Source organism: Streptomyces sp. NPDC048018 (genome assembly GCF_043202995.1).
Lineage (GTDB): Bacteria > Actinomycetota > Actinomycetes > Streptomycetales > Streptomycetaceae > Streptomyces.
In genome coordinates this window covers 556,448-576,737 of sequence record NZ_JBIDBK010000004.1, presented here as the reverse complement: position 1 = coordinate 576,737, position 20,290 = coordinate 556,448, and the positions used below count along the sequence as shown (strand labels likewise).

Sequence of the window (20,290 nt, the reverse complement as noted above, 5' to 3'; positions counted from 1 at the left end):
CTGCGTACGGCCCCTGGGTGCCGTGCCTGGATGCGCCTCCGAGTCTTTCCGTGGCGGGTGGGGCGTCCCATCCCCCGCGGAGGAGGGACTTCGCGCCGGCCGCCCCCCTCAGCTGAGGGGGGAAGCCGGTCAGCGACGGACGCGGCCGGCGGCGGCCGGCTGCCCGAAGAGCAGGGCCTCGTCGGGGCAGGGGTGCTGGGCGGGACCGTCGAGCAGCCCGCAGCGGTCGGTGGTGGTCTTGTCGGTGGCGCCGAGGATCAGGCTCTCGATCGACTGGAGGCGTTCCCCGGGAACGATGCCGAGCTCGTCGCGGAAGCGCCGGTGGGTGTCGCGGAACAGCGCGAGGGCGTCCGCGGTCCGCCCCGAGCGGTAGAGGGCGATCATCAGCTGCGCGATGAGCGTCTCGCGGAACGGGTGCTCGGAGACGTGGTGGGTCAGCTCGCCGAGGACCCGGCGGTGGTAGCCGAGCCCCAACTCCAGCTCGTAGCAGTCCTCCAGGGCGGAGTGGTAGTCCTCGTGGTACTTGAGGGCCACCGTGTCGAGCAGCGGGCTGCCGAGCCCTTCGCCGAGAGGCCCCCGCCACAGGGCGAGGGCCTCTCGGTAGAGCAACGCCAGTTCGAGGTCGGGGCGGTCGGCCGCCTCGCCTCTGGCCCGGGATATCAGCTGTCCGAAGCGGTGCAGGTCGATGCCGGCCTCCGGGGTCCGCAGCCGGTAGCCGGTCTTGTGGGTCTCGATCGTCGCGGCGACGTCACCGGACGCGAACTGGCGGCGCAGCGAGGACACGCAGATGCGGATCTGGCTCCGGGCGGTGGCCGGCGGCGCGTCCCCCCAGATGGCCCGGATGAGGCGGTCGACGCCGACCACCCGGTTGCTCTCGAGTAACAGCATCGTCAGCAATATGCGCTGCCGGTTTCCGCTCAGCTTCACCTCGCCGTGCGCACCGTGCACGACAAGGGCCCCCAGGGCATGAAAAGTCGTCGGTTCTCTGGTCATGGATCTTCCCCCAAGATCGGATTGCCAGTGGAATGGACGTTGGTCTGACGGCCGTTCACCAGCTGGGCAGCAACTTTATTGCCCAGCCTTCCGGCGCAGCCAGTCTGTGGCTGATTTCCCTACCCAAAGATGTCAATTCGTCGAGAACCCGCGCGCGGTCGAGCCGTCCGGCGTCCAGGGCCCGCAGACCCGATCGATTGGCCAGCTCGATCACCCGGATCTTGGCCGATTCCTCGTCGGCCGCGACGAATATGTCGACGGGATGCCCGTCGATCAGGCCACGGTAGATCGACTCCGCGTCGCCGGCGGCGCAGGCCCGCACCCAGGAGGCGCCGGGTGCCGCCGCCATCAGGTCGCACATCTCGGTGCCGTACGCCTCGGCGGCGTAGGCGCTGGTCCCGGACGGGTCCGAGCCGTACGCGCCGGTCCGCGGCGCGGTCACCTCCACGAGCACCTTCCCGGCGAGCGTCCCGTGGTGGGCGCGCAGGAACTCCAGGGACTCGGCCCGGTCCACGGCCAGGATCACCAGGCCCGGCCGCAGCGCGGCCCGGACGGTGACGGCCTCGACGGAACCGGGGGTACCGCACGAGGTCTCACGGGCCACCCGCCGCGCCCGGCCGGCGCTGCCGTCGGCGAGCAGCACGCCCGATCCGGCCAGCGCGGCCCGGCGGGCCATGGCCCTGCCCATCGCGCCCGCGCCGATGATGCCCACTCTCATACGCGTACCCACCGCCTGCCGAGAAGTCGCTGTCCGAAAGAGCTTCGTAGATTCCCCGCCGGAGCCCTGCCGGAATGCGTGCCGTCACATTTTCTCGCAGGGCGCCCTCCGTTTCATCCCCCCTTTCGAGGGGTTGCGCGAGAACCCGGACGGTCTTCGAATGGGCGCCCTCCCGGCGGCGTAATCCCGCGTTAACGACGCTGTGGATTCGACCCCCTCAAGTGAGGGGTTGGCGCTCCGCCCCGGTCCTGCCAGGATCGGGGGGTGACCAGTGCCGGCCGCGTTTCACGCGCCTCCCGAATCGAGATCGGTCGCGCCGAGCTGCTGGCGCGGGCCGCGAAGAGCGACGACGCCCTCGGCATGTTCGCCGAGGCGTCCCAGCACGTCCGCCGGCTCATCCCGTACGACGCCGCCGTCTGGCGCGTCACGGACCCGGAGACCGGCATGATGGCCGCGCCCATCCGCGCGGAGAACCTGGACGAGCACGGCTGCGCCGTCTACTGGGAGACCGAGCTCTTCACCGAGAACGTGAACCTGTTCCGTGACCTCGCCCAGGCCAAGGTGCCGGTCGCGGGCCTGCGCCAGGTCACCGGCGACCTGCCGGCCCGCAGCAGCCTCTACCACTCCTTCATGAAGCCCCGTGGCCTGCAGGACGAGTTGAGGGCCGTGCTGCGCATCGGCGGCCGGCCGCACGGCCACATCAGCCTCTTCCGTGCCCACGGCAGGCCGGCCTTCGGCCCCGCCGAGACCCGGCTCGTCGAGAGCCTGGTGACCCCGCTCGCCCGCCGGCTGCGCTCCTTCGCCGGCACCGCCCCGCAGCCGCTGCCGGACTCCCCGCACGGCCCCGGCCTGCTCCTCTTCGACGCCTCCGGCGCGCTCCTCTCCGCCAACGACGACGCCCGCGCCCACCTCGCGGACCTCCCGGAGGGCCCGGCCATCGACGCCGCCGGTCTCCGCGTCCCCGCCTGGGTCCAGGCCACCGCGCTCAAGGCCCGTGCCATCTCCCAGGACCGCGACCGCGGCCACGCCCGGGTCCGGGTGCGCACCCGGACGGGTCACTGGCTGGTCTGCCACGCCTCCTGCCTGCGCGAGGCGGACGGGCGACTCGGCCCCTCGGCCGTGGTGATCGAGCCGGCCAAGACCTCCGAGATCGTGCCGCTGATCGTGGACGCCTTCGAACTGACCGAGCGGGAGACCGAGGTGACCCAGTGCATCGCGCGCGGGCTGCCCACCGGGAAGATCGCCGAGCAGCTCCACCTCTCGCCGCACACCGTCCGCGACTACATCAAGGGCGTCTTCGAGAAGGTCGGCGTCTCCAGCCGGGGCGAGCTGGTCGGCAAGCTCTTCACCGAGTACTACGCGCCGTTCGCGGAGAAGGGGATCGTCCGCGTCCACGGCGAATGAGTGCCGTGCGCCGGGGAGTCGGTCCCCGTTTCCCCCCGGTTTCCCCGAAAGGGCTGTGTCCTGGGTCACGTTCCAGTTGAATGAGGCCGGGGGGTGCCCGGATGAGTGGCTCTGCGAGTGACACGGCCGATACGGCGAGGGTTCCCGGGGTGCCGGGGGCCGACCTCCTCGCCGCCCTGCTGGACGGGATGGACGCGGCGCTCTGCGCGCTCGACGCCTCCGGGACCGTCACCCACTGGAACCGCGAGGCCGAACGGATCCTCGGCTGGACCGCCCGCGAGGCCGTCGGCCGGCCCGGCTTCGACGGCTGGGCGGCCCGCAGCGCCGACGCCGGGGAGATCCGGGCCCGCCTGCTGCGCGCGATGAGCGCGCCCGGCCGCCAGGTCCACGAGTTCGCGCTGCTGCGCAAGGACGGCGGCCGGGTCCTGGTCCGCACCCAGACCGCCGGCGTCCGCGCCGCGGACGGGCGGCCGGCCGGCGTCTACTGCGCGTTCAGCGAGGTCCACACCCAGATCGACCTGGAACGCTCCCTCGCCCTGAGCGAGGCCCTGTTCACCGACGCCGCCTGGGGCGTCGTCCTCGTCGACGTCGACCTGCGCCCCGCCGTCGTCAACGGCTACGCGGCCCGCGCCCTCGGCACCGCCCGCGGCTCGCTCCTGGGCCGCCCGCTCGGCGAACTCGTCACCCAGGGCGTCGAGGAGCTGGAGAGCGCCCTCCAGCACGTCCTGGCGGCCGGCTCCCCGCCCGAACCGGCGGACATCTGGGTGACCCTGCGCGGCGCCCGCGGCGAGCGCCGCCGCTGCTGGCGCTGCGGCTTCGTCCGGCTCGCCTCCCCGCTCGCCGAGGAGCCCGAGCCCGTCCCGCTGGGTGTCGGCTGGCTCTTCCAGGACGTCACCGAGGCACGTCTCGCCGAACAGGACGCCGACCGGATGCGGTTCCGCTGGAGCCAGCTGCACCGTGCCGGAGCCGCGGCCGCGGAGTGCGAGGACCCGGCGCGGGCCGCCGCCGTCCTCCTCGACTTCGCGCTGGCCGGCTTCGCCGACCACGTCCTCGTCGACCACGCCACCCCCGAGGGGCGTCTGGTCCGCGCCCTCGCGAGCCCCGCCGGCGCCCCCGGCCCGGTCGCCCCCGTGGCCAGCGGCGGCATCCCGCTGCGCTACCCCGCGACCCACCCCGCCCTCCAGGCCCTCGGCCGCCAGGGCCCCACCCGCGCCAGCGCCACCCCCGGCTCCCCGCGCTGGTCCACCGACCGGCTCTGGCCCGCCGGCACGGCCCACGCCCTCTGCCTCCCCCTCCGCGCCCGCGCGCGCACCCTCGGCATCGCCACCTTCCTGCGCACCCCGTCCCGCCCGGCCTTCGAACGCGAGGACGCGGTGTACGCGGAGACGGTCGCGGCGCGCGTCGCGGCGGCCCTGGACGTGGGGGAGGCGCTGGGGCCCGGTGGGGGCGGGTAGCCCGGAGCCGTCCTAATCCAGGGGGGACTTGTCGTTCGCCTGTGCGATCATCACGGCGAATCACCAAACTTCACCGCTCCGGGGGGACCGGTCATGCCTCGACCTTCGGGTACGCCGCCCAGATCCGCGCCGTACGCCGCACTTCTCGCTGTGCTCACCCTGCTGTCGTCCCTGCTGCTCCCGGTGATCACCGCCGAAGCCGCACGGGCCGCCGACGCACCCGCCGCGCAGCCGGGCGTCCCGGCCGCACCGGCGGCGGACAGGCCCGCCGCGGCCGAGGCGCCCGCCGCTCCCGCGGCCGAGGCGCCCGCCGCCGGGGACTGCGCGCCGCTCGCGCTCGCGCACTTCGGAGACCCGGGACCGGCGGTCGGCACGGTCGCGCTGGCCGGCAACGGCACGGCGTGCTTCACGTTCACCGCCGAGCAGCCCGGCATGCACCGGGTGCTGCCGGCCGCCCACTACAACACCCGTGCCACCGTCTTCGACGGTGAGACGGCCCTCGACTGCTACGACCACGACCGGGGCGCGGGCTGGTGCGTGCTGCCGCGCACCGGTGCGTTCACGCTGCGCCTCGACAACAGCTCGGTCGACCCCGACGAGCCGTCGGTGACCGTCACCCCGCTGGTCACGACCGAGGGGTGCCTCCCCGAGGCCCGCACGTCGTGGGACCAGCAGCCGCTGTCGGGGACCCTCCACCGACTGGGCCTCGTCTGCCAGCCGTTCGCGGCCGAGCCGGGCGAGCGCATCACCCACGACTTCGCGATGGTCGTGTACGGCGACGAGCGGGCCTGGATCACCGACGAGACCGGCGGCCCCGTCTGCGACCTGCGCGCGGAGGGCGAGGGCTGCGTCCTGCCCGGTGACGGCCCCTACCGGATCATCGGCGAGGGCATCTACGCCTCGGAGGGCTACCCGGCCGCCTACCGGCTGAAGATCCGCCGCCTCTCGGACCCCGAGGGCTGCGCGACCGTGGCGCCGAACGCCTACGGCTCGGCCCCCACGGCCGTGTCCCCGCCGACGGGCTGCAAGACCTTCACCGTGCCCAAGGCCGCCACGTACGACGTCTACGGCGTCGGTCAGGAGGGCCAGCGCTCGCACCTCCGGGTGTACGACCGCGCGGGCACGATCATCTGTCAGACCTACGACACCTGCGTGCTGAAGGACGGCGTCACGTACACGGTGACGACCGACGACCCGACCCTGATCCTGGACCCCGCCGCCACGGAGGGCTGTGTGCCCGCCGGCCTCGGCGCGGTCGACGGCTCGTTCGCCTCGCCCGGCGAGATCGACTGCCTGACGCTGCCGCTGCCGCAGGACGCGCACGTGGCGCTCCTCAAGCCGACCGGCGGCCCGGAGCCCCGCCCGGACGTCGTCGTCCGGAACGCGGACGGCGGCTACGTCTGCGGCGAGGAGAAGCTCCTCGACGGCACCTGCGTCCTGACCGGCCCCGCGCCGTACCGCGCCCTCGTGTCGACCGACGACACCCAGCCGCCCACCGGCGCCTACCGGCTGATGCTCCACCGCACGGACGCCGCCAACGACTGCCCGGTGTTCGCCGCGGGCGACTTCACCGGGACCGGCGCCGTCGCCCGTCTGACCACCGGCGGCGGGGTCTTCTCCCACTGCCTCACTATCCCGGCCGACGCGCACTCCGCCAACGAGAACGTGCAGATCACCGCCGGGGCGGCGCCCGCCGCCCAGTACGCCGTCCTCGACTCGACCGGCACGCCGGTCTGCAAGGGCTGGTCCAACTACGGCAGCTGGACCACCTGCGCGCTGACCCCGGGCCTCGCCCACACCGTGCTCTTCGTGGGCCGTGACACCCCGGCGGCGTACACCCTCGCCCGCCGGGACGTCACCGCGACCGCGAAGGGCTGCCCGGCGATCCCGGCCACCGCGGTCGGAGGTCCCTCCTCCGGCGGCGCCCTCGGCGCCCCGGGTGCGCTGATCTGCCGTCAGGTGACGACCGGCGCCGCGGGCGACGTGCTGCACCTCAACGTCCGCGACGCCCTCGGGACGGCGAACATCCTGGCGTACGACGCGGCGGGCGCGGGCGTCCCCACCTGCGGCTACCGCAACAGGTCCTGCTCGGTCACCGGATCGACCGCCTACCAGGTGGTGCTCTACGTGCCGCCGAGCCTGAAGGGCGCCGAGACCTACCGCCTCGACGCGCTGCGCATCGGCACCCCGGCCGGCCCGGCCCCGGAGTGCACCAGGGTCCCGAACATCACCTACGGCTACGGGCCGATCGCCGGCCGGCTGGACGAGCAGCACACGGCGGTCTGCCTGGCACTGCCCACCGCCGCCCGGGACCGGTTCGACCTGGTGGTCGCCGACACCGCCGGCCGGCCGGACACCGCGGTGCCCGCGCTGTACGACGCGAGCGGCGACTCCTGGTGCATGGGCACGGCCGCGGCGACGTACCAGTGCTACCTGCAGGAGCCGGGCTACGACGCCGCCTCGCCCAGCACCTTCGTGCTCGGTCTGCCCGAGAAGGCTTCGGTGACGGACTACAGCACCCGGCTCGACTGCACCTTCGGCCGCTGCGGCACCGAGAAGCTCACCGTGGGCACGGTCTCGCCGACGTCCGCCGCGAGCGGCAAGGTCACCACCCTCACGCTGACCGGCACGGCCCTCGGCATGAAGGACCAGGTCGTGCTGTCCGACGGCGCGCGGCAGCTCACCGCCACCACGGTGTCCGTCTCGCCGGACGCCAGGACCCTGACGGCGACGCTGGACCTGCGGTCCGCCGCCGAGGGCGTCTGGAGCCTCTCCGTGATCGCGCAGGGCGCCCAGTACGGCCGCGGCACCTTCACCGTCACGCCCGCCGAGGCCGCGTCCGGCCTCGGCCGCTACGTGCCCCTGGCGCCCACCCGCCTGATGGACACGCGCAGCGGGACCGGCGTGGCACCGGGCAAGGTCGGTCCGGGCGGCACCGTCACCCTCCAGGTGACGGGCGCGAAGGGCATCCCCGCCACCGGTGTCGGCGCCGTCGTCCTCAACGTGACCGCGACCTCGCCCACCGCCGGCGGCTTCGTCTCGGTGTACCCGGACGGGACCACGCGCACCTCCGCGTCGAACCTCAACTTCACGGCGGGACAGACGATCCCGAACCTGGTGGTCGTGCCGGTGGTCAACGGCAGGGTGACCTTCTACAACAGGGCGGGCTCCGTCGACCTGATCGCCGACGCGGCCGGCTACTACGTCACGGACGGCTCGGGGGCCACCTACCGGCCCGTGACGCCGACCCGGCTGATGGACACGCGGGCCGGCCTCGGCGTGCCCCGGGCCAAGGTCGGGGCCCAGAAGTCGGTGACCCTCAAGGTGACCGGACACGGCGGGCTTCCCGCCGCCGGGGTCACGGCCGTGGTCCTGAACGTGACGGCGACGGCGCCCACGGCCGCGAGCTTCGTCTCGGTCCATCCGGCCGACCGCCCGCGCACCTCCGCGTCGAACCTCAACTTCACGGCCGGGCAGACGATCCCGAACCTCGTCTTCGTCCCCGTCTCGGCCAACGGTGAGGTGACCTTCTACAACCACGCCGGGGCGGTGGACCTGATCGCCGACGTGGCCGGCTTCTTCACCATGGACGGGACGGGATCCGCCTACCGGCCGATGACCCCCACCCGCCTGATGGACACGCGGTCCGGGACCGGCGTGGCCGGGGCGAAGGTCGGGGCGGGGCAGACCGTGACCCTCCAGGTCGCGGGGCGGGCCGGCATCCCGGACACCGGGGTCACGGCCGTCGTGCTGAACGTGACGGCGGTCGCGCCGACGGCGGGGGGCTTCGTGTCCGTCTTCCCGGCCGGGACCACGCGCACCTCCGCGTCCAACCTGAACTTCACCGCCGGGACCACGATCCCGAACCTCGTGGTGGTGCCCGTGGTGAACGGAAAGGTGAGTTTCTACAACCACGCGGGGTCCGTGGACCTGCTGGCGGACGTCGCCGGCTACTACGTCTCCTAGGACCTGACGGAGAACGTGGGGGCCGCGGCGAGCACTCGCCGCGGCCCCCACGTCGCTTTCCGGCCTCAGTGGCGGAAGAAGATCCGGTCGCGGTACTCCGTCATCACACGGCCGTTCCACTCGTGCCCGCCGTCGACGTTCCCCGAGCGCAGCAGCGGCGGCTCGATGCCGCGGTGCACCAGCTCCTCGGCCGCCGCCGCCATCGTGGCCTGCATCAGGGCGCTGGTGACGACCGTGGACGCGGGCGCGAAGGGAGCCTCGATGCCCTCGTGGGTGAGCTCCGCGTCGCCGACGGCGATCCGGGAGTCGAGGACGATGTCGCAGTGGTCCTTCAGGTACGTGCCCGAGGTGTGCCGGGACTTCGTCTCGGTCGCGTAGGCCACCGAGGTCACGCCGATCACGGTGAGGCCGAGGGCGCGCGCGTTCATCGCCATCTCGACCGGCAGGGCGTTGCGCCCGGACAGGGAGATGATGATCAGGACGTCGCCGGCCTTGGCGGGGGAGGAGTCCAGGACCGCGCTCGCCAGGCCGTCCACGCGCTCCAGGGCGGAGCCGAGGGTCGCGGGCATCACGTCGACGCCGACCACCCCGGGGACCGCGAGCAGGTTCATCAGGGCGAGGCCGCCCGCGCGGTAGACCACGTCCTGCGCCGCGAGCGACGAATGACCGGCGCCGAACGCGAACAGCCGGTTGCCGTTCGCGACCGCCTCGGCGATGGCGGTCCCGGCGGCCGCGATCTCTTCCGCGTCCTCGTCCCGCACCTTCTGGAGCAGGCCGATCGCGGCGTCGAAGAACTGTCCGGCCAGCTTGCTCTCGCCCATGGCGGCGGCTCCTTCTCGTCGTGGTCGCGGATCACGGTGCGGTCTGGACCATTGCTCTGTCAATACCACCTCGCCCCGGCGCGCCCCGGTTGTCGGTGCGATGCGCAAGAATTGGGGCAGGGCCAGCGCACGACTCATCGAGGGGCACGTATGTCCGGACTGATCGACACCACGGAGATGTATCTCCGCACCATCCTTGAGCTCGAAGAGGAAGGTGTGGTCCCCATGCGCGCCCGGATCGCCGAACGGCTGGACCAGAGCGGTCCGACCGTGAGCCAGACCGTGGCCCGCATGGAGCGCGACGGTCTGGTGGCCGTGGCGAGCGACCGCCACCTGGAGCTCACGGAGGAGGGCCGGCGTCTGGCCACCCGCGTGATGCGCAAGCACCGGCTCGCCGAGTGCCTGCTCGTGGACGTGATCGGTCTGGAGTGGGAGCAGGTCCACGCCGAGGCCTGCCGCTGGGAGCACGTGATGAGCGAGGCCGTGGAGCGCCGTGTCCTGGAGCTCCTGCGGCACCCGACGGAGTCGCCGTACGGCAACCCGATCCCGGGCCTCGAGGAGCTGGGCGAGAAGGCCGAGGCGGAGTCCTTCCTGGACGACTCGATGGTCTCGCTCGCCGACCTGGAGGCCGGCGGCGAGGGCAAGACCGTGATCGTCCGCCGGATCGGCGAGCCGATCCAGACGGACGCCCAGCTGATGTACACGCTGCGCCGTGCGGGCGTGCAGCCCGGCTCGGTGGTGTCGGTGACCGAGTCGCCCGGCGGTGTCCTGGTGGGCAGCAGCGGCGAGGCGGCGGAGCTGGACTCCGAGGTCGCGGCGCACGTCTTCGTCGCCAAGGGCTAGACCCGGCACCGGCGTCCCGGGTTAGACCCGGCACCGGCGTCCCGGGTCCGCCGCGGGGCGTGGGGTCCGCCGTCGTGGAGCGGCGGCGGCGCCCCGTCCTTCCGGACTCCCGGCCCGTTTACGGCGGAACCGCCACGGCCGCGCCCTGTCCCGTGCCACGCTGGGGGGATGAGGGCCACCCTTCATACGGAGAACCCCGGCGCCTCGCGGCGCCGGGGTCCGTCCTCCCCTGTGTCGACCCGGAGCCCCGAGCTCCCAGGGTCGTTCCCCTCGGACCGTTTTCCCCGAGCGGTCCGCCTCCCGCTGAAGATCTCCCCTCGGCAGCAGCCGTCAATCCTTGAGCGCCGTCACTCGAACGTGGGGTGTTGAGTGGCAGAAGCGCATTTTCGAATACAGGTTCGATAGTCTGGCGTAGTTCCACGAGGCAGTTCCACGGGGTCAGCCACGGGGCCATGGAAAGAGGGGGTGCCGAGCAGCATGGTGCGACGACTCGACGTCACGGGAGCCGACGGCGTACGCCTGGCGGCCTGGGACTTCACGGAACAGACCGCCCCGCAGTCCGGGCCCGGTGTCTTACTGCTCCACGGCCTGATGGGCAGCGCCTCGCACTGGGCGCCCGCCGCCCGCCGGCTCGCCCCGCGCCACCGCACCGTCGCCCTGGACCAGCGCGGTCACGGCCGCAGCGAGAAGCCCACGGCCGGCCCCTTCACGCGCGAGGCGTACGTGGCCGACGCGATCGCCGTCGTCGAGGGGCTCGGTCTCGGCCCCGTCACCCTCGTCGGGCACTCCATGGGCGCGCTCACCGCCTGGCAGCTCGCCGCCGAGCGTCCCGACCTGGTGCGGGCCCTCGTCATCTGCGACATGCGGGCCTCCGCGCTCGGCGCCGCCTCCCAGCGCGAGTGGGGGGACTGGTTCGCCCGCTGGCCCGTCCCCTTCGCCTCGCTCGACGCCGTCCGCCGGTGGTTCGCCGAGGACGACCCCTGGGTGGAGCGCCCCCGTCCGGCGCGCGGCGCGTTCTTCGCCGAGGTGATGACCGAGCGGCCCGACGGCTGGCGGCCGGTCTTCGACCCGGCCCAGATGCTGACCTCCCGCGAGACCTGGGTCCACGACGCCCACTGGGACTCGCTCGCCCAGGTCCGCTGCCCCACCCTCGTGGTGCGCGGCCTCGACGGCGAGCTGGGCCGCGCCGAGGCCCAGGAGATGGTCCGCGTCCTCCCGCACGGCGCCTACGCGGAGATCCCGGACGCCGGCCACCTCCTCCACTACGAGCACGCGGACGCCTGGTGGGAGGCGGTGGAGCCGTTCCTGAACGGCGCCCTCACCTCGTGACCGGCCCGCCCGAGGGCGTGCGCCGCGGCCCTGCGCGACCGCGCCGGAGCGCCGGACGCACGGCGGCCGGCCGGGGAGGCCGGCCGTGGGCCCCGTCCGGTGCCGGACGGGGCCGGAGGACCTGCCGGGTGGGCCCGTGAGCCGTCGGGTCCACCCCGGTGGCGTCAGAACGAGAAGACCGCGCTCTCGCCCGTACGCGCCTGCAGCTCGCAGGAGTTGCCGTAGGTGGCCGACCAGCGCACGCGCTTGCCCTCCCACACGCCCTCGCTCGTGACCGTGACCGGGTTCCACTCGCGGGTGCACGGGCGGCCGCCGTCCCGTAAGGCCGTCAGGCGGGCGAAGTCGCCGTCCACGGAGTTCAGTTCGGCGCAGGCCGAGGCGGGGTCGGGGTGGCTGCCGGCGGTGGCCGGGCCGCAGGTGAGGGTGACCGCGCGGACGATCGTGGCGGTGGCGGGACGCTGGCCCTTGCCGATGGTGAGGACGAGGGCCGAGGGCGCGTAGAGGCTCGTCGGGGCGGCCTGGGCGGTGCCGGTGCCGGTGATCGCGGTGCCGAGGAGGGCGAGACCGCTCGCGGTGGCGAGCGCGGTGGCGCCGAATGCGCGGAAGTAGCGCACGGGTGGAATCCCTTCGCTTGTGGCTGCGGGTGCTGATGTGCACGCAGATGCCGGTGTGCACTGTTGTGCACGAGTTGTGGATGCGGAGTGGAGTCTTGTCGACGCGGAGGGTGATCGCACATCCGTACGCCGGTTTCCGGCCGGTCCGGCCGCGGGGAGCCGACCGACTGGTCGTTCGGGCAGCTCGGACGGGGGAACGCCCGCTTCCGGGACGCCCCCCGAGGCCTCGAACGCCCCGGCGGTTCAAGCCCGGACGACCCTCTGACCTGCGGGGATCCAAAACCGGTTCGGCCTTGTAGGACATCCGACCCGCTCGGCTCGACCGGAACATGCCGAAGGGCCGGACTCCCGTGGAAGTCCGGCCCTCCCTCGTTCGTGCCGAGGTCACCGAGGCGTCAGCCCTTGCTCACCGCCGCCAGGATCTCCGGCAGGCGTCCCGACACGCGCGGTGCCGCCAGCCGGAGCCCGCCCCAGACGAGCAGGACGCCGTAGAGCGCGCCGCCCGGGAATAGCAGCCACAGCAGGGACTCGTGGTCCGCGAGGTGGAGGAAGAGGGCCAGGCCGATCACCGGGAGGCACAGCAGCGCCGAGGCGAGCATGCCGCCGAAGATGGAGATCCAGGCGAGCCCGCCCTGTCCCGGCGCCACGTTCTTGTAGCCGTCCTGCGGGATCGAGTACGGGAAGTTCGCCGAAGCCATCGCCCCGCTCGCCACCATCGCGCCGAGCAGCGCGAACGCGATGCCCAGGGCCTCCGGCAGGCGGTCCCACTGGCCGAGCAGCCCGGCCGTCGCCGCCGTCACCAGGGCCGTGAACGGCACCGTGATCACCAGCAGGGCGAGGGCCCGGGCCCGGAGTTCGGCGTAGGCGTCGGCCGCCGTCGAGAGGGTCTGCGCCACCATCCAGAAGGCGGAGGTGTCCTGGCCGAACTGGTTGTACATCTGCATGCCGAGCATGCCCGAGGCGAAGCAGGCGAAGTAGATCGAGCCCGTGCCCTGCAGGGCGTTGAAGAGCGGGACGATCGCGCCGATGGCGAGCGAGGTCACCCAGGCCGCCTTCGTCTTCGGGTCACGCCAGATGTAGCGCAGGCTGCGCTCCATCACGGTGCCCGTGCGCCCGCCCGGCAGCAGTCGGCCGAGCCGCCCGGACGAGGCCGACTTGTCCTTGGCGCCGGCGTCGGGGGACGCGCCGATGGTGGAGCCGTCGGGCTCGGTCATCAGGCGGACCAGACTGCGCTGCCACCAGTACAGCAGCCCGGCGACCGCGGCCGCGCTGAGCAGCAGTTTGGCGGCGGCGACCGCGTAGTCGCCGTCGCCCGCCGCGTCGATCGCGGAGACCGCGGAGGCGGGCGGCAGCCAGCCCACCACCTCGGCGGCCGGCTCCAGCGACGAGACGCCGCCGGCCCGGCCGAGCCGCTGCGCGCCGAAGTTGACGAACTGCATGCCCACCGCGATCACCAGGCCCGACAGGACGGCCAGGTCGCGGCCCTTGCGGGAGGTGAGGAGCCGGACGTTCGCGGCGGCCACCGAGCGCGACAGCGCCACGCAGGACACCACGAGGAGCGGCACGCCGAGGACGGCGGCGACCGTCCCGGCGGCGCCCTCCGCGAGTGCCAGGCCCGCGCCGACCGCCAGGATCGTGGTGACGAGCGGGGCGATGCCGACGAGGGAGGCCACGAACAGCGCCCGGACCAGGGGCCGGGGCCGCAGCGGCAGCATCACGAGCCGGGTGGGGTCGAGGGTCTCGTCGCCGCTCGGCACGAACAGCGGCATGACCGTCCACGAGAGCGCGACGACGGCGGCCAGCAGGACGGTGACGGTCGGCGCCGCCGCGTGCCCGCGCATCAGGACGAAGGCGAACAGCATCCCGGCGGCGAAGAGTATGCCGACGACGATCGAGGAGACGAAGGCGGCGGTACGGCCGCCCGACTGTTTCAGGCCGTTCCTCAGCAGCGACAGCTTCAGCCGCACGAAGACGGAGGTGAGGGAGGGGACGCCGGCCGCCGCCGGGGCCGTCGGGTCGGCGGTGGTCATCGGGGCCGACCGCCCAGCCAGTCCAGGGAGTCGCCGTTGTCCTGCCTGTTCGCGCCGACCAGTTCCAGGAACGCGGCCTGCAGCGACGGCGCCGAGCCCCGTACCTGCTCCAGCGGGCCCTGTGCGCGGATCTGGCCGGCCGCCATCACGGCGACCCAGTCGCACAGCGACTCCACGAGCTCCATGACGTGGCTGGAGAAGACGACGGTCGCGCCGGAGGACGTGTAGCGCTCCAGGACGCCGCGGATGGTCTGCGCGGAGACCGGGTCGACCCCCTCGAACGGCTCGTCCAGGAAGAGGACTTCGGGGTTGTGCAGCAGCGCGGCGGCGAGGCCGATCTTCTTGCGCATGCCCGTCGAGTAGTCCACGACCAGTTTGTGCTGCGAGCCGGCGAGGTCGAGCACGTCGAGCAGCTGGGTCGCCCGCTTGTCGACCTCGGCGCCCGGCAGCCCCCGCAGCCGGCCGCTGTACGCCAGGAGTTCACGGCCCGAGAGGCGCTCGAAGAGCCGCAGTCCCTCGGGCAGGATGCCGATCCGCGCCTTGACCTGGGCGACGGACTCGGGGTCGGCCCACACGTCGTGCCCCGCCACCCGGATGCGGCCGGCGTCGGGGCGGAGCAGCCCCGTGATCATCGACAGGGTGGTGGTCTTGCCGGCCCCGTTGGGACCGACGAGACCGATGAACTTGCCCGCGGGCAGGATCAGGTCGATCCCGTTCACCGCGATCTGCTGGCCGAAACGCTTCCACAGCCCCTCGACGTGCACGGCGGGCGCGGCTTCGGATCCCCATCCGTCGCCCCCCGTTTCGAACGCTCCGTCAAATGCCTGGTCAGGCATCATGTTGCGTCAACCCTTCGGTTGTCCCCGTTGTGAGGGCACCACCTTACGGCTGAGCTCCTTCCGGCCATATGGCCAAAGCGCCCTGGCGGCAGGGGTCTCGGCGTCTCAGGCCTGCCGCGCCCGCGCGTCCGCGGCCTCCCGCCCGCTGGCGTAGGCGAGCGGGCTGATCAGCTCCTCGGCGTCCGGCAGCCAGCGGTTGGCCGCGGTGGGCTTGCGGGCCCACTGCACCGCGCCGAAGGCGCCGACCCGGGTCGGCGGGGCGGCCACGTAGTGCCCCTCGCCGCGGGTGGTGAGGTCGATCGAGGACGGGACCCAGCCCAGCTTGCGCACCAGGTCGGGGACCTTGACCGCGGCGCCGGGCAGCACGAAGAAGAACATCCGGCGGTCGGGCGTGCAGGTCACGGGGCCGAGGGTCAGCTCCATGCGCTCCATCCGGGCCAGGGCGAGGAAGCCGGCGGACTCGGGCACCTCGATCGCGTCGAAGGTGCGGCCCGTGGGGAGCAGGATCGACGCCTTCGGCTGCTTCGACCACATCCGCCGGGCCCCGACGGCGCTGCCCGTCGCCTGGGTCGACCAGTCGGGCCTGGCCGGGTGCGCGCCGGGTGCCGGGCAGGCGTCCGCACCGCAGGAGCAGCGCTCACCGCCCTCGACCGCCTCCAGCCAGGTCCCGGGGAACACGTCCCAGTGCCGCTCTTCCGCGTACCGCACGGCGCTGTCCAGGAGCAGCTCGCCTCGCTGCTGGGGGATCTGTGCGGCTTCGGTGACTCCGATGGTCTCTTCCACGTCGAACTCAACTCCCGCCGTCACCTGGGGTTACGGGCGCGGCCGAGAGCGGGGTGGCGCATCGATCCTGCATGCGGGGCGCACGGGTGCACGGGCGGGGGCGCGCGTGGGGCCGGTGAGCGGCGGCCGGGTATCCGTCGTCGGGGGGCGTCGGTGGCGTGCCGTACCGAGAGCGGCGGCCGACGTGTCCGGTTTCGCGTGTTCACATCTGCATTGACCGGATATCCGCAGGGCAGTGATCAACAGTCCCGTCGATCAACGGCCGTTGACCGTGGGACGGACGTGATCACCGCACCGGCCTCAGGGGGTAGTCATCATGGCAGCCAGGCCACTCGTCGCCCGCCAGCCCAACGAACGGCTGCAGGCGCTCATCCAGGAGGCCGGATGCTCCAACGCCGGCCTCGCCCGCAGGGTCAACATGGTCGGCACGGAGCGCGGCCTCGACCTGCGGTACGACAAGACCTCGGTCGCGCGCTGGCTGCGCGGGCAGCAGCCGCGCGGCCGGGCGCCCGGCATCATCGCCGAGGCGCTGGGCCGCAAGCTCGGGCGCACGGTCACCATCGACGAGGTCGGCATGGCCAACGGCCGCAACCTCGCCTCGGGCGTCGGGCTCCAGTTCGCGCCGACCGTGCTCGGGGCCATCGAGCAGGTCTGCGAGCTGTGGCGCAGCGACGTGGGCCGGCGGGACTTCCTGTCCGGCTCGACGGTCGCCGCCTCCGCGCTCGTCGAGCCGAGCCGGGACTGGCTGATCACCGCCGCCGACCCGCAGGTGGCGCGGGCCGCCGGGGCGCGGGTCGGGGCCTCGGACGTCGCGGCGGTACGGGCGATGACCTCCGCCCTGGTCGACCTGGACCGGCGGTTCGGCAGCGGGCACGTGCGGCCCGTGGTCGTCCACTACCTCAACAGCGTGGTGTCGGGCCTGCTCTCCGGCTCGTACCGGGAGACGGTGGGCCGGGAGCTCTTCGCGGCGGTCGCCCGGCTGACCGAGCTCGCCGGCTACATGGCCGTGGACACCGGCCAGGCCGGGCTCGCCCAGCGCTACTACATCCAGGCCCTGCGGCTCGCGCAGGCCGCCGGCGACCGTGCCTACGGCGGCTACGTGCTGGCCGCGTCGATGAGTCACCTGGCCGCCCAGCTCGGCAACCCGCGGGAGATCGCGCAGCTCGCCCGGGCCGCCCAGGAGGGCGCCCGGGGCCAGGTGCCGCCGCGGGCCGAGGCGATGTTCCTGGCGGCGGAGGCCCGCGGCCACGCGCTGCTCGGCGACGCGCACGCCTTCGAGCGGGTCGCGGGCCTCGCCGAGGAGGCCCTGGCGCAGGCCGATCCGGAGGCGGGTGACGACCCCACCTGGATCGGCCACTTCGACGAGGCGTACCTCGCGGACGAGCTGGCGCACTGCCACCGCGACCTGGGGCAGGCGCGGGAGGCGGCCCGGGCGGCCGAGCGGTCGCTGGCGGGCCACCCCGAGACCAGGGCCCGGCGGCGGGCGATCGGCCTCGCCCTGCTCGCCTCCGCGCAGCTCCAGCAGCGCGAGGTCGAGCAGGCCTGCCACACCGGCACCCGCGCCCTGGAGCTGCTCGCCACGCTGCGTTCCTCGCGCGGGACGGAGTACCTGGGTGACCTGCGGGAGCGCCTGGAGCCGTACGCGGGGGAGGCGGTGGTGCGGGAGTTCGGGGCGCGGCTCGACCTCTATGCGGCGTAGGGCCCGTGGGGCGGATCGGGGCCGGGGCCGCCGGACGGGGCCTACGTCACACCTCTGTCACACACGTGTGCGGGGCGCTGTGCGCACCGGGTAGCGTGGGCCGACGATTCCGTAGGTTCGGTCCAGCAGTCCATCAACAGGAGTCCCGGTGACGCACAGCGGACAGGGGCCGGAGCAGCAGTATCCGGCCGCTCAGCCCCTCCCCCCTGAGGTGACCCCTGGTGGCCCCTCGGACGCCCATGCGACGCAGTACCTGCCACCGGTCCCGGCCCAGCCGCCGGGGGCGCCGCCGCAGCCCGGGTACGGCTATCCGCAGGCCGCCCAGGCGCCGCAGCCGGGTTACGGCTATCCGCAGCAGGCCGCCCAGCCGCCGCAGCCCGGGTACGGCTACCCGGGCCCCGACTCGCAGGCGACGCAGTACATCGCGCCGGTGCCGTCGCAGGCCCCGCAGTCCGCGCAGGACGCCCAGGCCACGCAGTACCTGGCCCCCGTACCGCCGCAGGCCCCGCAGGACGCCCAGGCGACGCAGTACCTGCCGCCGGTCGCGGGCGGCCCGGACGCCCAGGCGACGCAGTACATCGCGCCCGTGCCGCCGCAGGCCCAGGCCCCGCAGCCCCCGGCCCCGCAGCCCCCGGCCCCGCAGGCCCCGCACCTACAGCACGAGCGGCCGCCGCTCGCCGACTTCGACAACCTGTTCCGCAGCGAGACCCCGCAGCCGGCCCCGGCACCCCCGGTCCAGCCGCAGCGGCAGTACCAGCCGCCGCAGCCGCCGCCGCAGCAGTACGGCTACCAGGACGCGTACCAGCAGGACGCCTACCAGGACGCCTACTACGACGACGAGCCGGAGCCGCAGCGCCGCCGGTCCCCGGCGGTGCTGATCGCGGCCGTGGTCGTCGGCTGCGCCGTGATCGGCCTCGGCGCGGGCATGCTGCTCAGCGGCGGCGACGACGACAAGAAGAACGACACGGCCAAGGGCGGACAGAACGTGGCGGCCAGCTCGGCCGCACCGTCCGGCGGGGTGACCGAGAAGGCCGCCGACCCGGCGGAGGGGCAGGCGAAGGCGCTGGACAAGCTGCTCGCCGACAGCAACAACAGCCGCGGCGCGGTGATCCGTTCCGTCGAGGCGATCAAGAGCTGTGACAACCTCGACCAGGCGGCCAGCGATCTGCGCGGCGCCGCCGAGCAGCGCCGCGGCCTGGTCAAGCGGCTCGAGGGCCTCTCGGTGGACCAGCTGCCGAACAGCACGGCGCTGACCGGGGCGCTCACCAGGGCCTGGCAGGCCTCGGCCGCCGCCGACGACCACTACGCGGCCTGGGCCGAGCAGGCGAAGAGCAAGAAGGTCTGCAAGGGCGGGCACGCCCGGTCGACCTCGCAGACGGTCGAGGCCACCAAGAAGAGCGGCGAGGCGACGACCGCCAAGCGCGAGGCGGCCGGGCTGTGGAACCCGACCGCCGACAAGTACGGACTGACGAAGCGCGAGCCCACCCAGCTCTAGCGGGTGCGGGTCCTGGTCGTCACGGAGCGGCCAGGACCGTACCGCCGACGTCGACGAAGCCGGGCTTCTGCGCCACGAGGCGCCCGTTGCGCACCACCTGGAACGTCACGTCGCGGTTGACGATCCGGGGGAAGTCGCGGGCGCCGAGGAGGTCGTCGTAGCGCCAGCGCAGCGGGGGTGTCAGGCCGCCGGTGTCGATCTTGGCGCCCTGGTCGAGGGCGTGGCTGATCTGCAGGGCGGTGACCTTGTCGCCGCCCAGCGACTCGATCACCTGCCGGAGGACGGTGTACGCGATCCAGGTCGTCTGCACGCCCGCGTCGTTGGGGTCGACCCGGTTGTCCACGAAGGCGTGCTCCTTGATCACCTTCCGCATCGGCTGCCAGGCCCGGCTGTCGGCGTCCGGGTACCACCCGGTGACGTACGCGCCCTCGAAGGGGCTGTGCGGGCCGCCGGTGCGGTCGATGAGCGGCTGCCCGACGCTGCCGAGGACGGAGGAGATGCGGACGGACTCGCCGTCCTCGCCCTTGCGCTCCGGGAGGCGCCGGAAGGAGTCGAAGAAGGTCTGGGTGCGCTCGCCGAGGACGGCGGTGACGCAGCCGTTCTCGCCGCCGGCCCGGTTGCGGGCCTTGTCGGCCTGCTCCGTGTACTCGGCGGCGTCCTCGACGGCCGGGATGTCGACGGCGCCGCGGTGGCTGGCGTCGCGCAGGCCGGAGTTGAGCAGGTCGGGCAGTTTGTCGCCGGCGATGGTGTCGGGGCGGACCAGGGAGACCTTGCGGCAGCTCGCGGCGAGCTGCATGCCGTGCCCGGCGATGAGGGAGGCCTGGCCGCCGTTGACGGGATAGGACAGCGGGCTGGTGAACTCGTCCTCGGAGATGCCGTAGCCGCCGATGTAGGGGATGCCGGCGCCCTCCAGGGGGGCCATGAAGGCGCGCCCGTGCTGGCTGTAGGAGCCGACGACGGCGACGGCGCCCTCCTGGACGGCCTGGCGCGCGCAGGCCGCGGCGCCGGAGTTGCTGTTCTGCTCGTTGCAGGTGAGGACGCGGAGCTCGTGGCCGTTGATGCCGCCGTTGGCGTTGACCCAGCGGGCGTAGGCCTGGGCCATGGCGGGCATTCCGGGCATGTTGGTGGCGCGGGTCTGGTCGGGGGCCCACGTCATGACGGTGACGGGCTCCCTGGAGCCCCCCGTGGCACCAGGGAGTACGCCGCAGCCGGTGAGCAGCGACGCTGCGGCCGCCGCTGTCGAGACGTACGCGAGAAGGGGAAGGAGTCGCCTACCGGTCATGACCATGCACACTTCCGCCT

At 73.6% G+C, this 20,290-nt stretch carries 15 protein-coding genes; 7 read left to right on the top strand and 8 right to left on the bottom strand.

Going from position 1 to position 20,290, the window contains the following annotated elements; genetic code table 11:
* Positions 1-129 precede the first annotated feature (129 nt).
* Positions 130-888: a BTAD domain-containing putative transcriptional regulator gene (locus tag ACGF1Z_RS18615; protein ID WP_393005163.1), complete on the bottom strand. Its 759-nt coding sequence runs from the start codon at positions 886-888 to the stop codon at positions 130-132.
* Positions 889-1,048: 160 nt separating this feature from the next.
* A complete protein-coding gene (locus ACGF1Z_RS18610) occupies positions 1,049-1,711 on the bottom strand; it encodes an NAD(P)-binding domain-containing protein (protein WP_393005161.1) in 663 nt (220 codons plus the stop codon).
* A 264-nt stretch (positions 1,712-1,975) separates the two neighbouring features.
* On the opposite strand from ACGF1Z_RS18610, the gene ACGF1Z_RS18605 reads away from it, so the two are divergent.
* The 3 genes from ACGF1Z_RS18605 to ACGF1Z_RS18595 all read left to right on the top strand — a co-directional run bounded on the left by ACGF1Z_RS18605 (position 1,976) and on the right by ACGF1Z_RS18595 (position 8,535).
* Positions 1,976-3,115: a LuxR C-terminal-related transcriptional regulator gene (locus ACGF1Z_RS18605; protein WP_393005159.1), complete on the top strand. Its 1,140-nt coding sequence runs from the start codon at positions 1,976-1,978 to the stop codon at positions 3,113-3,115.
* Positions 3,116-3,216: 101 nt separating this feature from the next.
* Positions 3,217-4,569: a PAS domain-containing protein gene (locus ACGF1Z_RS18600; protein ID WP_393005157.1), complete on the top strand. Its 1,353-nt coding sequence runs from the start codon at positions 3,217-3,219 to the stop codon at positions 4,567-4,569.
* A 150-nt stretch (positions 4,570-4,719) separates the two neighbouring features.
* Positions 4,720-8,535: a hypothetical protein gene (locus ACGF1Z_RS18595; protein WP_393005155.1), complete on the top strand. Its 3,816-nt coding sequence runs from the start codon at positions 4,720-4,722 to the stop codon at positions 8,533-8,535.
* A gap of 65 nt (positions 8,536-8,600) precedes the next feature.
* On the opposite strand, the gene ACGF1Z_RS18590 is transcribed toward ACGF1Z_RS18595, so the two are convergent.
* The gene (locus ACGF1Z_RS18590) at positions 8,601-9,356 is read right to left on the bottom strand and encodes an SIS domain-containing protein (protein WP_393005153.1); all 756 of its coding nucleotides are present in this window, start codon (positions 9,354-9,356) and stop codon (positions 8,601-8,603) included.
* Between the two features lie 150 nt (positions 9,357-9,506).
* On the opposite strand from ACGF1Z_RS18590, the gene ACGF1Z_RS18585 reads away from it, so the two are divergent.
* Together ACGF1Z_RS18585 and ACGF1Z_RS18580 are read left to right on the top strand one after the other, a co-directional pair.
* Positions 9,507-10,199, top strand: coding sequence for a metal-dependent transcriptional regulator (locus ACGF1Z_RS18585; protein WP_393005151.1), 693 nt, complete (start codon positions 9,507-9,509; stop codon positions 10,197-10,199).
* Positions 10,200-10,676: 477 nt separating this feature from the next.
* Positions 10,677-11,528, top strand: coding sequence for an alpha/beta fold hydrolase (locus ACGF1Z_RS18580; RefSeq protein ID WP_393005149.1), 852 nt, complete (start codon positions 10,677-10,679; stop codon positions 11,526-11,528).
* A 164-nt stretch (positions 11,529-11,692) separates the two neighbouring features.
* Here the strand turns inward: ACGF1Z_RS18580 and ACGF1Z_RS18575 are convergent, their stop codons facing one another.
* From ACGF1Z_RS18575 to ACGF1Z_RS18560, 4 genes are all read right to left on the bottom strand, one after another.
* Positions 11,693-12,142 carry a subtilase-type protease inhibitor gene (locus ACGF1Z_RS18575; protein ID WP_393005147.1) on the bottom strand — a complete coding sequence of 150 codons (450 nt, stop codon included), beginning with the start codon at positions 12,140-12,142 and terminating at the stop codon, positions 11,693-11,695.
* A gap of 395 nt (positions 12,143-12,537) precedes the next feature.
* Entirely contained in the window at positions 12,538-14,172 is a 1,635-nt protein-coding gene (locus tag ACGF1Z_RS18570; protein WP_393005145.1) for a transporter, read from the bottom strand.
* On the bottom strand, positions 14,169-15,008 hold the full coding sequence (locus tag ACGF1Z_RS18565; protein WP_393005664.1) for an ABC transporter ATP-binding protein: 840 nt from the start codon (positions 15,006-15,008) through the stop codon (positions 14,169-14,171). Before ACGF1Z_RS18565 ends, ACGF1Z_RS18570 begins: the two co-directional genes overlap by 4 nt.
* Before the next feature lie 108 nt (positions 15,009-15,116).
* Entirely contained in the window at positions 15,117-15,794 is a 678-nt protein-coding gene (locus ACGF1Z_RS18560; protein ID WP_393005143.1) for a bifunctional DNA primase/polymerase, read from the bottom strand.
* A 316-nt stretch (positions 15,795-16,110) separates the two neighbouring features.
* On the opposite strand from ACGF1Z_RS18560, the gene ACGF1Z_RS18555 reads away from it, so the two are divergent.
* Entirely contained in the window at positions 16,111-17,493 is a 1,383-nt protein-coding gene (locus ACGF1Z_RS18555; protein WP_393005141.1) for a transcriptional regulator, read from the top strand.
* Between the two features lie 148 nt (positions 17,494-17,641).
* Entirely contained in the window at positions 17,642-18,988 is a 1,347-nt protein-coding gene (locus ACGF1Z_RS18550; protein WP_393005139.1) for a hypothetical protein, read from the top strand.
* Between the two features lie 19 nt (positions 18,989-19,007).
* On the opposite strand, the gene ACGF1Z_RS18545 is transcribed toward ACGF1Z_RS18550, so the two are convergent.
* Positions 19,008-20,270 (bottom strand): ABC transporter substrate-binding protein, encoded by a 1,263-nt coding sequence (locus ACGF1Z_RS18545; protein ID WP_393005137.1) that lies wholly within the window; start codon positions 20,268-20,270, stop codon positions 19,008-19,010.
* Positions 20,271-20,290 lie beyond the last annotated feature (20 nt).

Coding starts and splice junctions, on each gene's coding strand:
- ACGF1Z_RS18610 (WP_393005161.1), bottom strand. CDS start 1,711: ATGAGAGTGGGCATCATCGGCGCGGGCGCGATGGGCAGGGCCATGGCC.
- ACGF1Z_RS18555 (WP_393005141.1), top strand. CDS start 16,111: ATGGCAGCCAGGCCACTCGTCGCCCGCCAGCCCAACGAACGGCTGCAG.
- ACGF1Z_RS18565 (WP_393005664.1), bottom strand. CDS start 15,008: ATGCCTGACCAGGCATTTGACGGAGCGTTCGAAACGGGGGGCGACGGA.
- ACGF1Z_RS18580 (WP_393005149.1), top strand. CDS start 10,677: ATGGTGCGACGACTCGACGTCACGGGAGCCGACGGCGTACGCCTGGCG.
- ACGF1Z_RS18590 (WP_393005153.1), bottom strand. CDS start 9,356: ATGGGCGAGAGCAAGCTGGCCGGACAGTTCTTCGACGCCGCGATCGGC.
- ACGF1Z_RS18570 (WP_393005145.1), bottom strand. CDS start 14,172: ATGACCACCGCCGACCCGACGGCCCCGGCGGCGGCCGGCGTCCCCTCC.
- ACGF1Z_RS18545 (WP_393005137.1), bottom strand. CDS start 20,270: ATGACCGGTAGGCGACTCCTTCCCCTTCTCGCGTACGTCTCGACAGCG.
- ACGF1Z_RS18585 (WP_393005151.1), top strand. CDS start 9,507: ATGTCCGGACTGATCGACACCACGGAGATGTATCTCCGCACCATCCTT.
- ACGF1Z_RS18600 (WP_393005157.1), top strand. CDS start 3,217: ATGAGTGGCTCTGCGAGTGACACGGCCGATACGGCGAGGGTTCCCGGG.
- ACGF1Z_RS18615 (WP_393005163.1), bottom strand. CDS start 888: ATGCTGTTACTCGAGAGCAACCGGGTGGTCGGCGTCGACCGCCTCATC.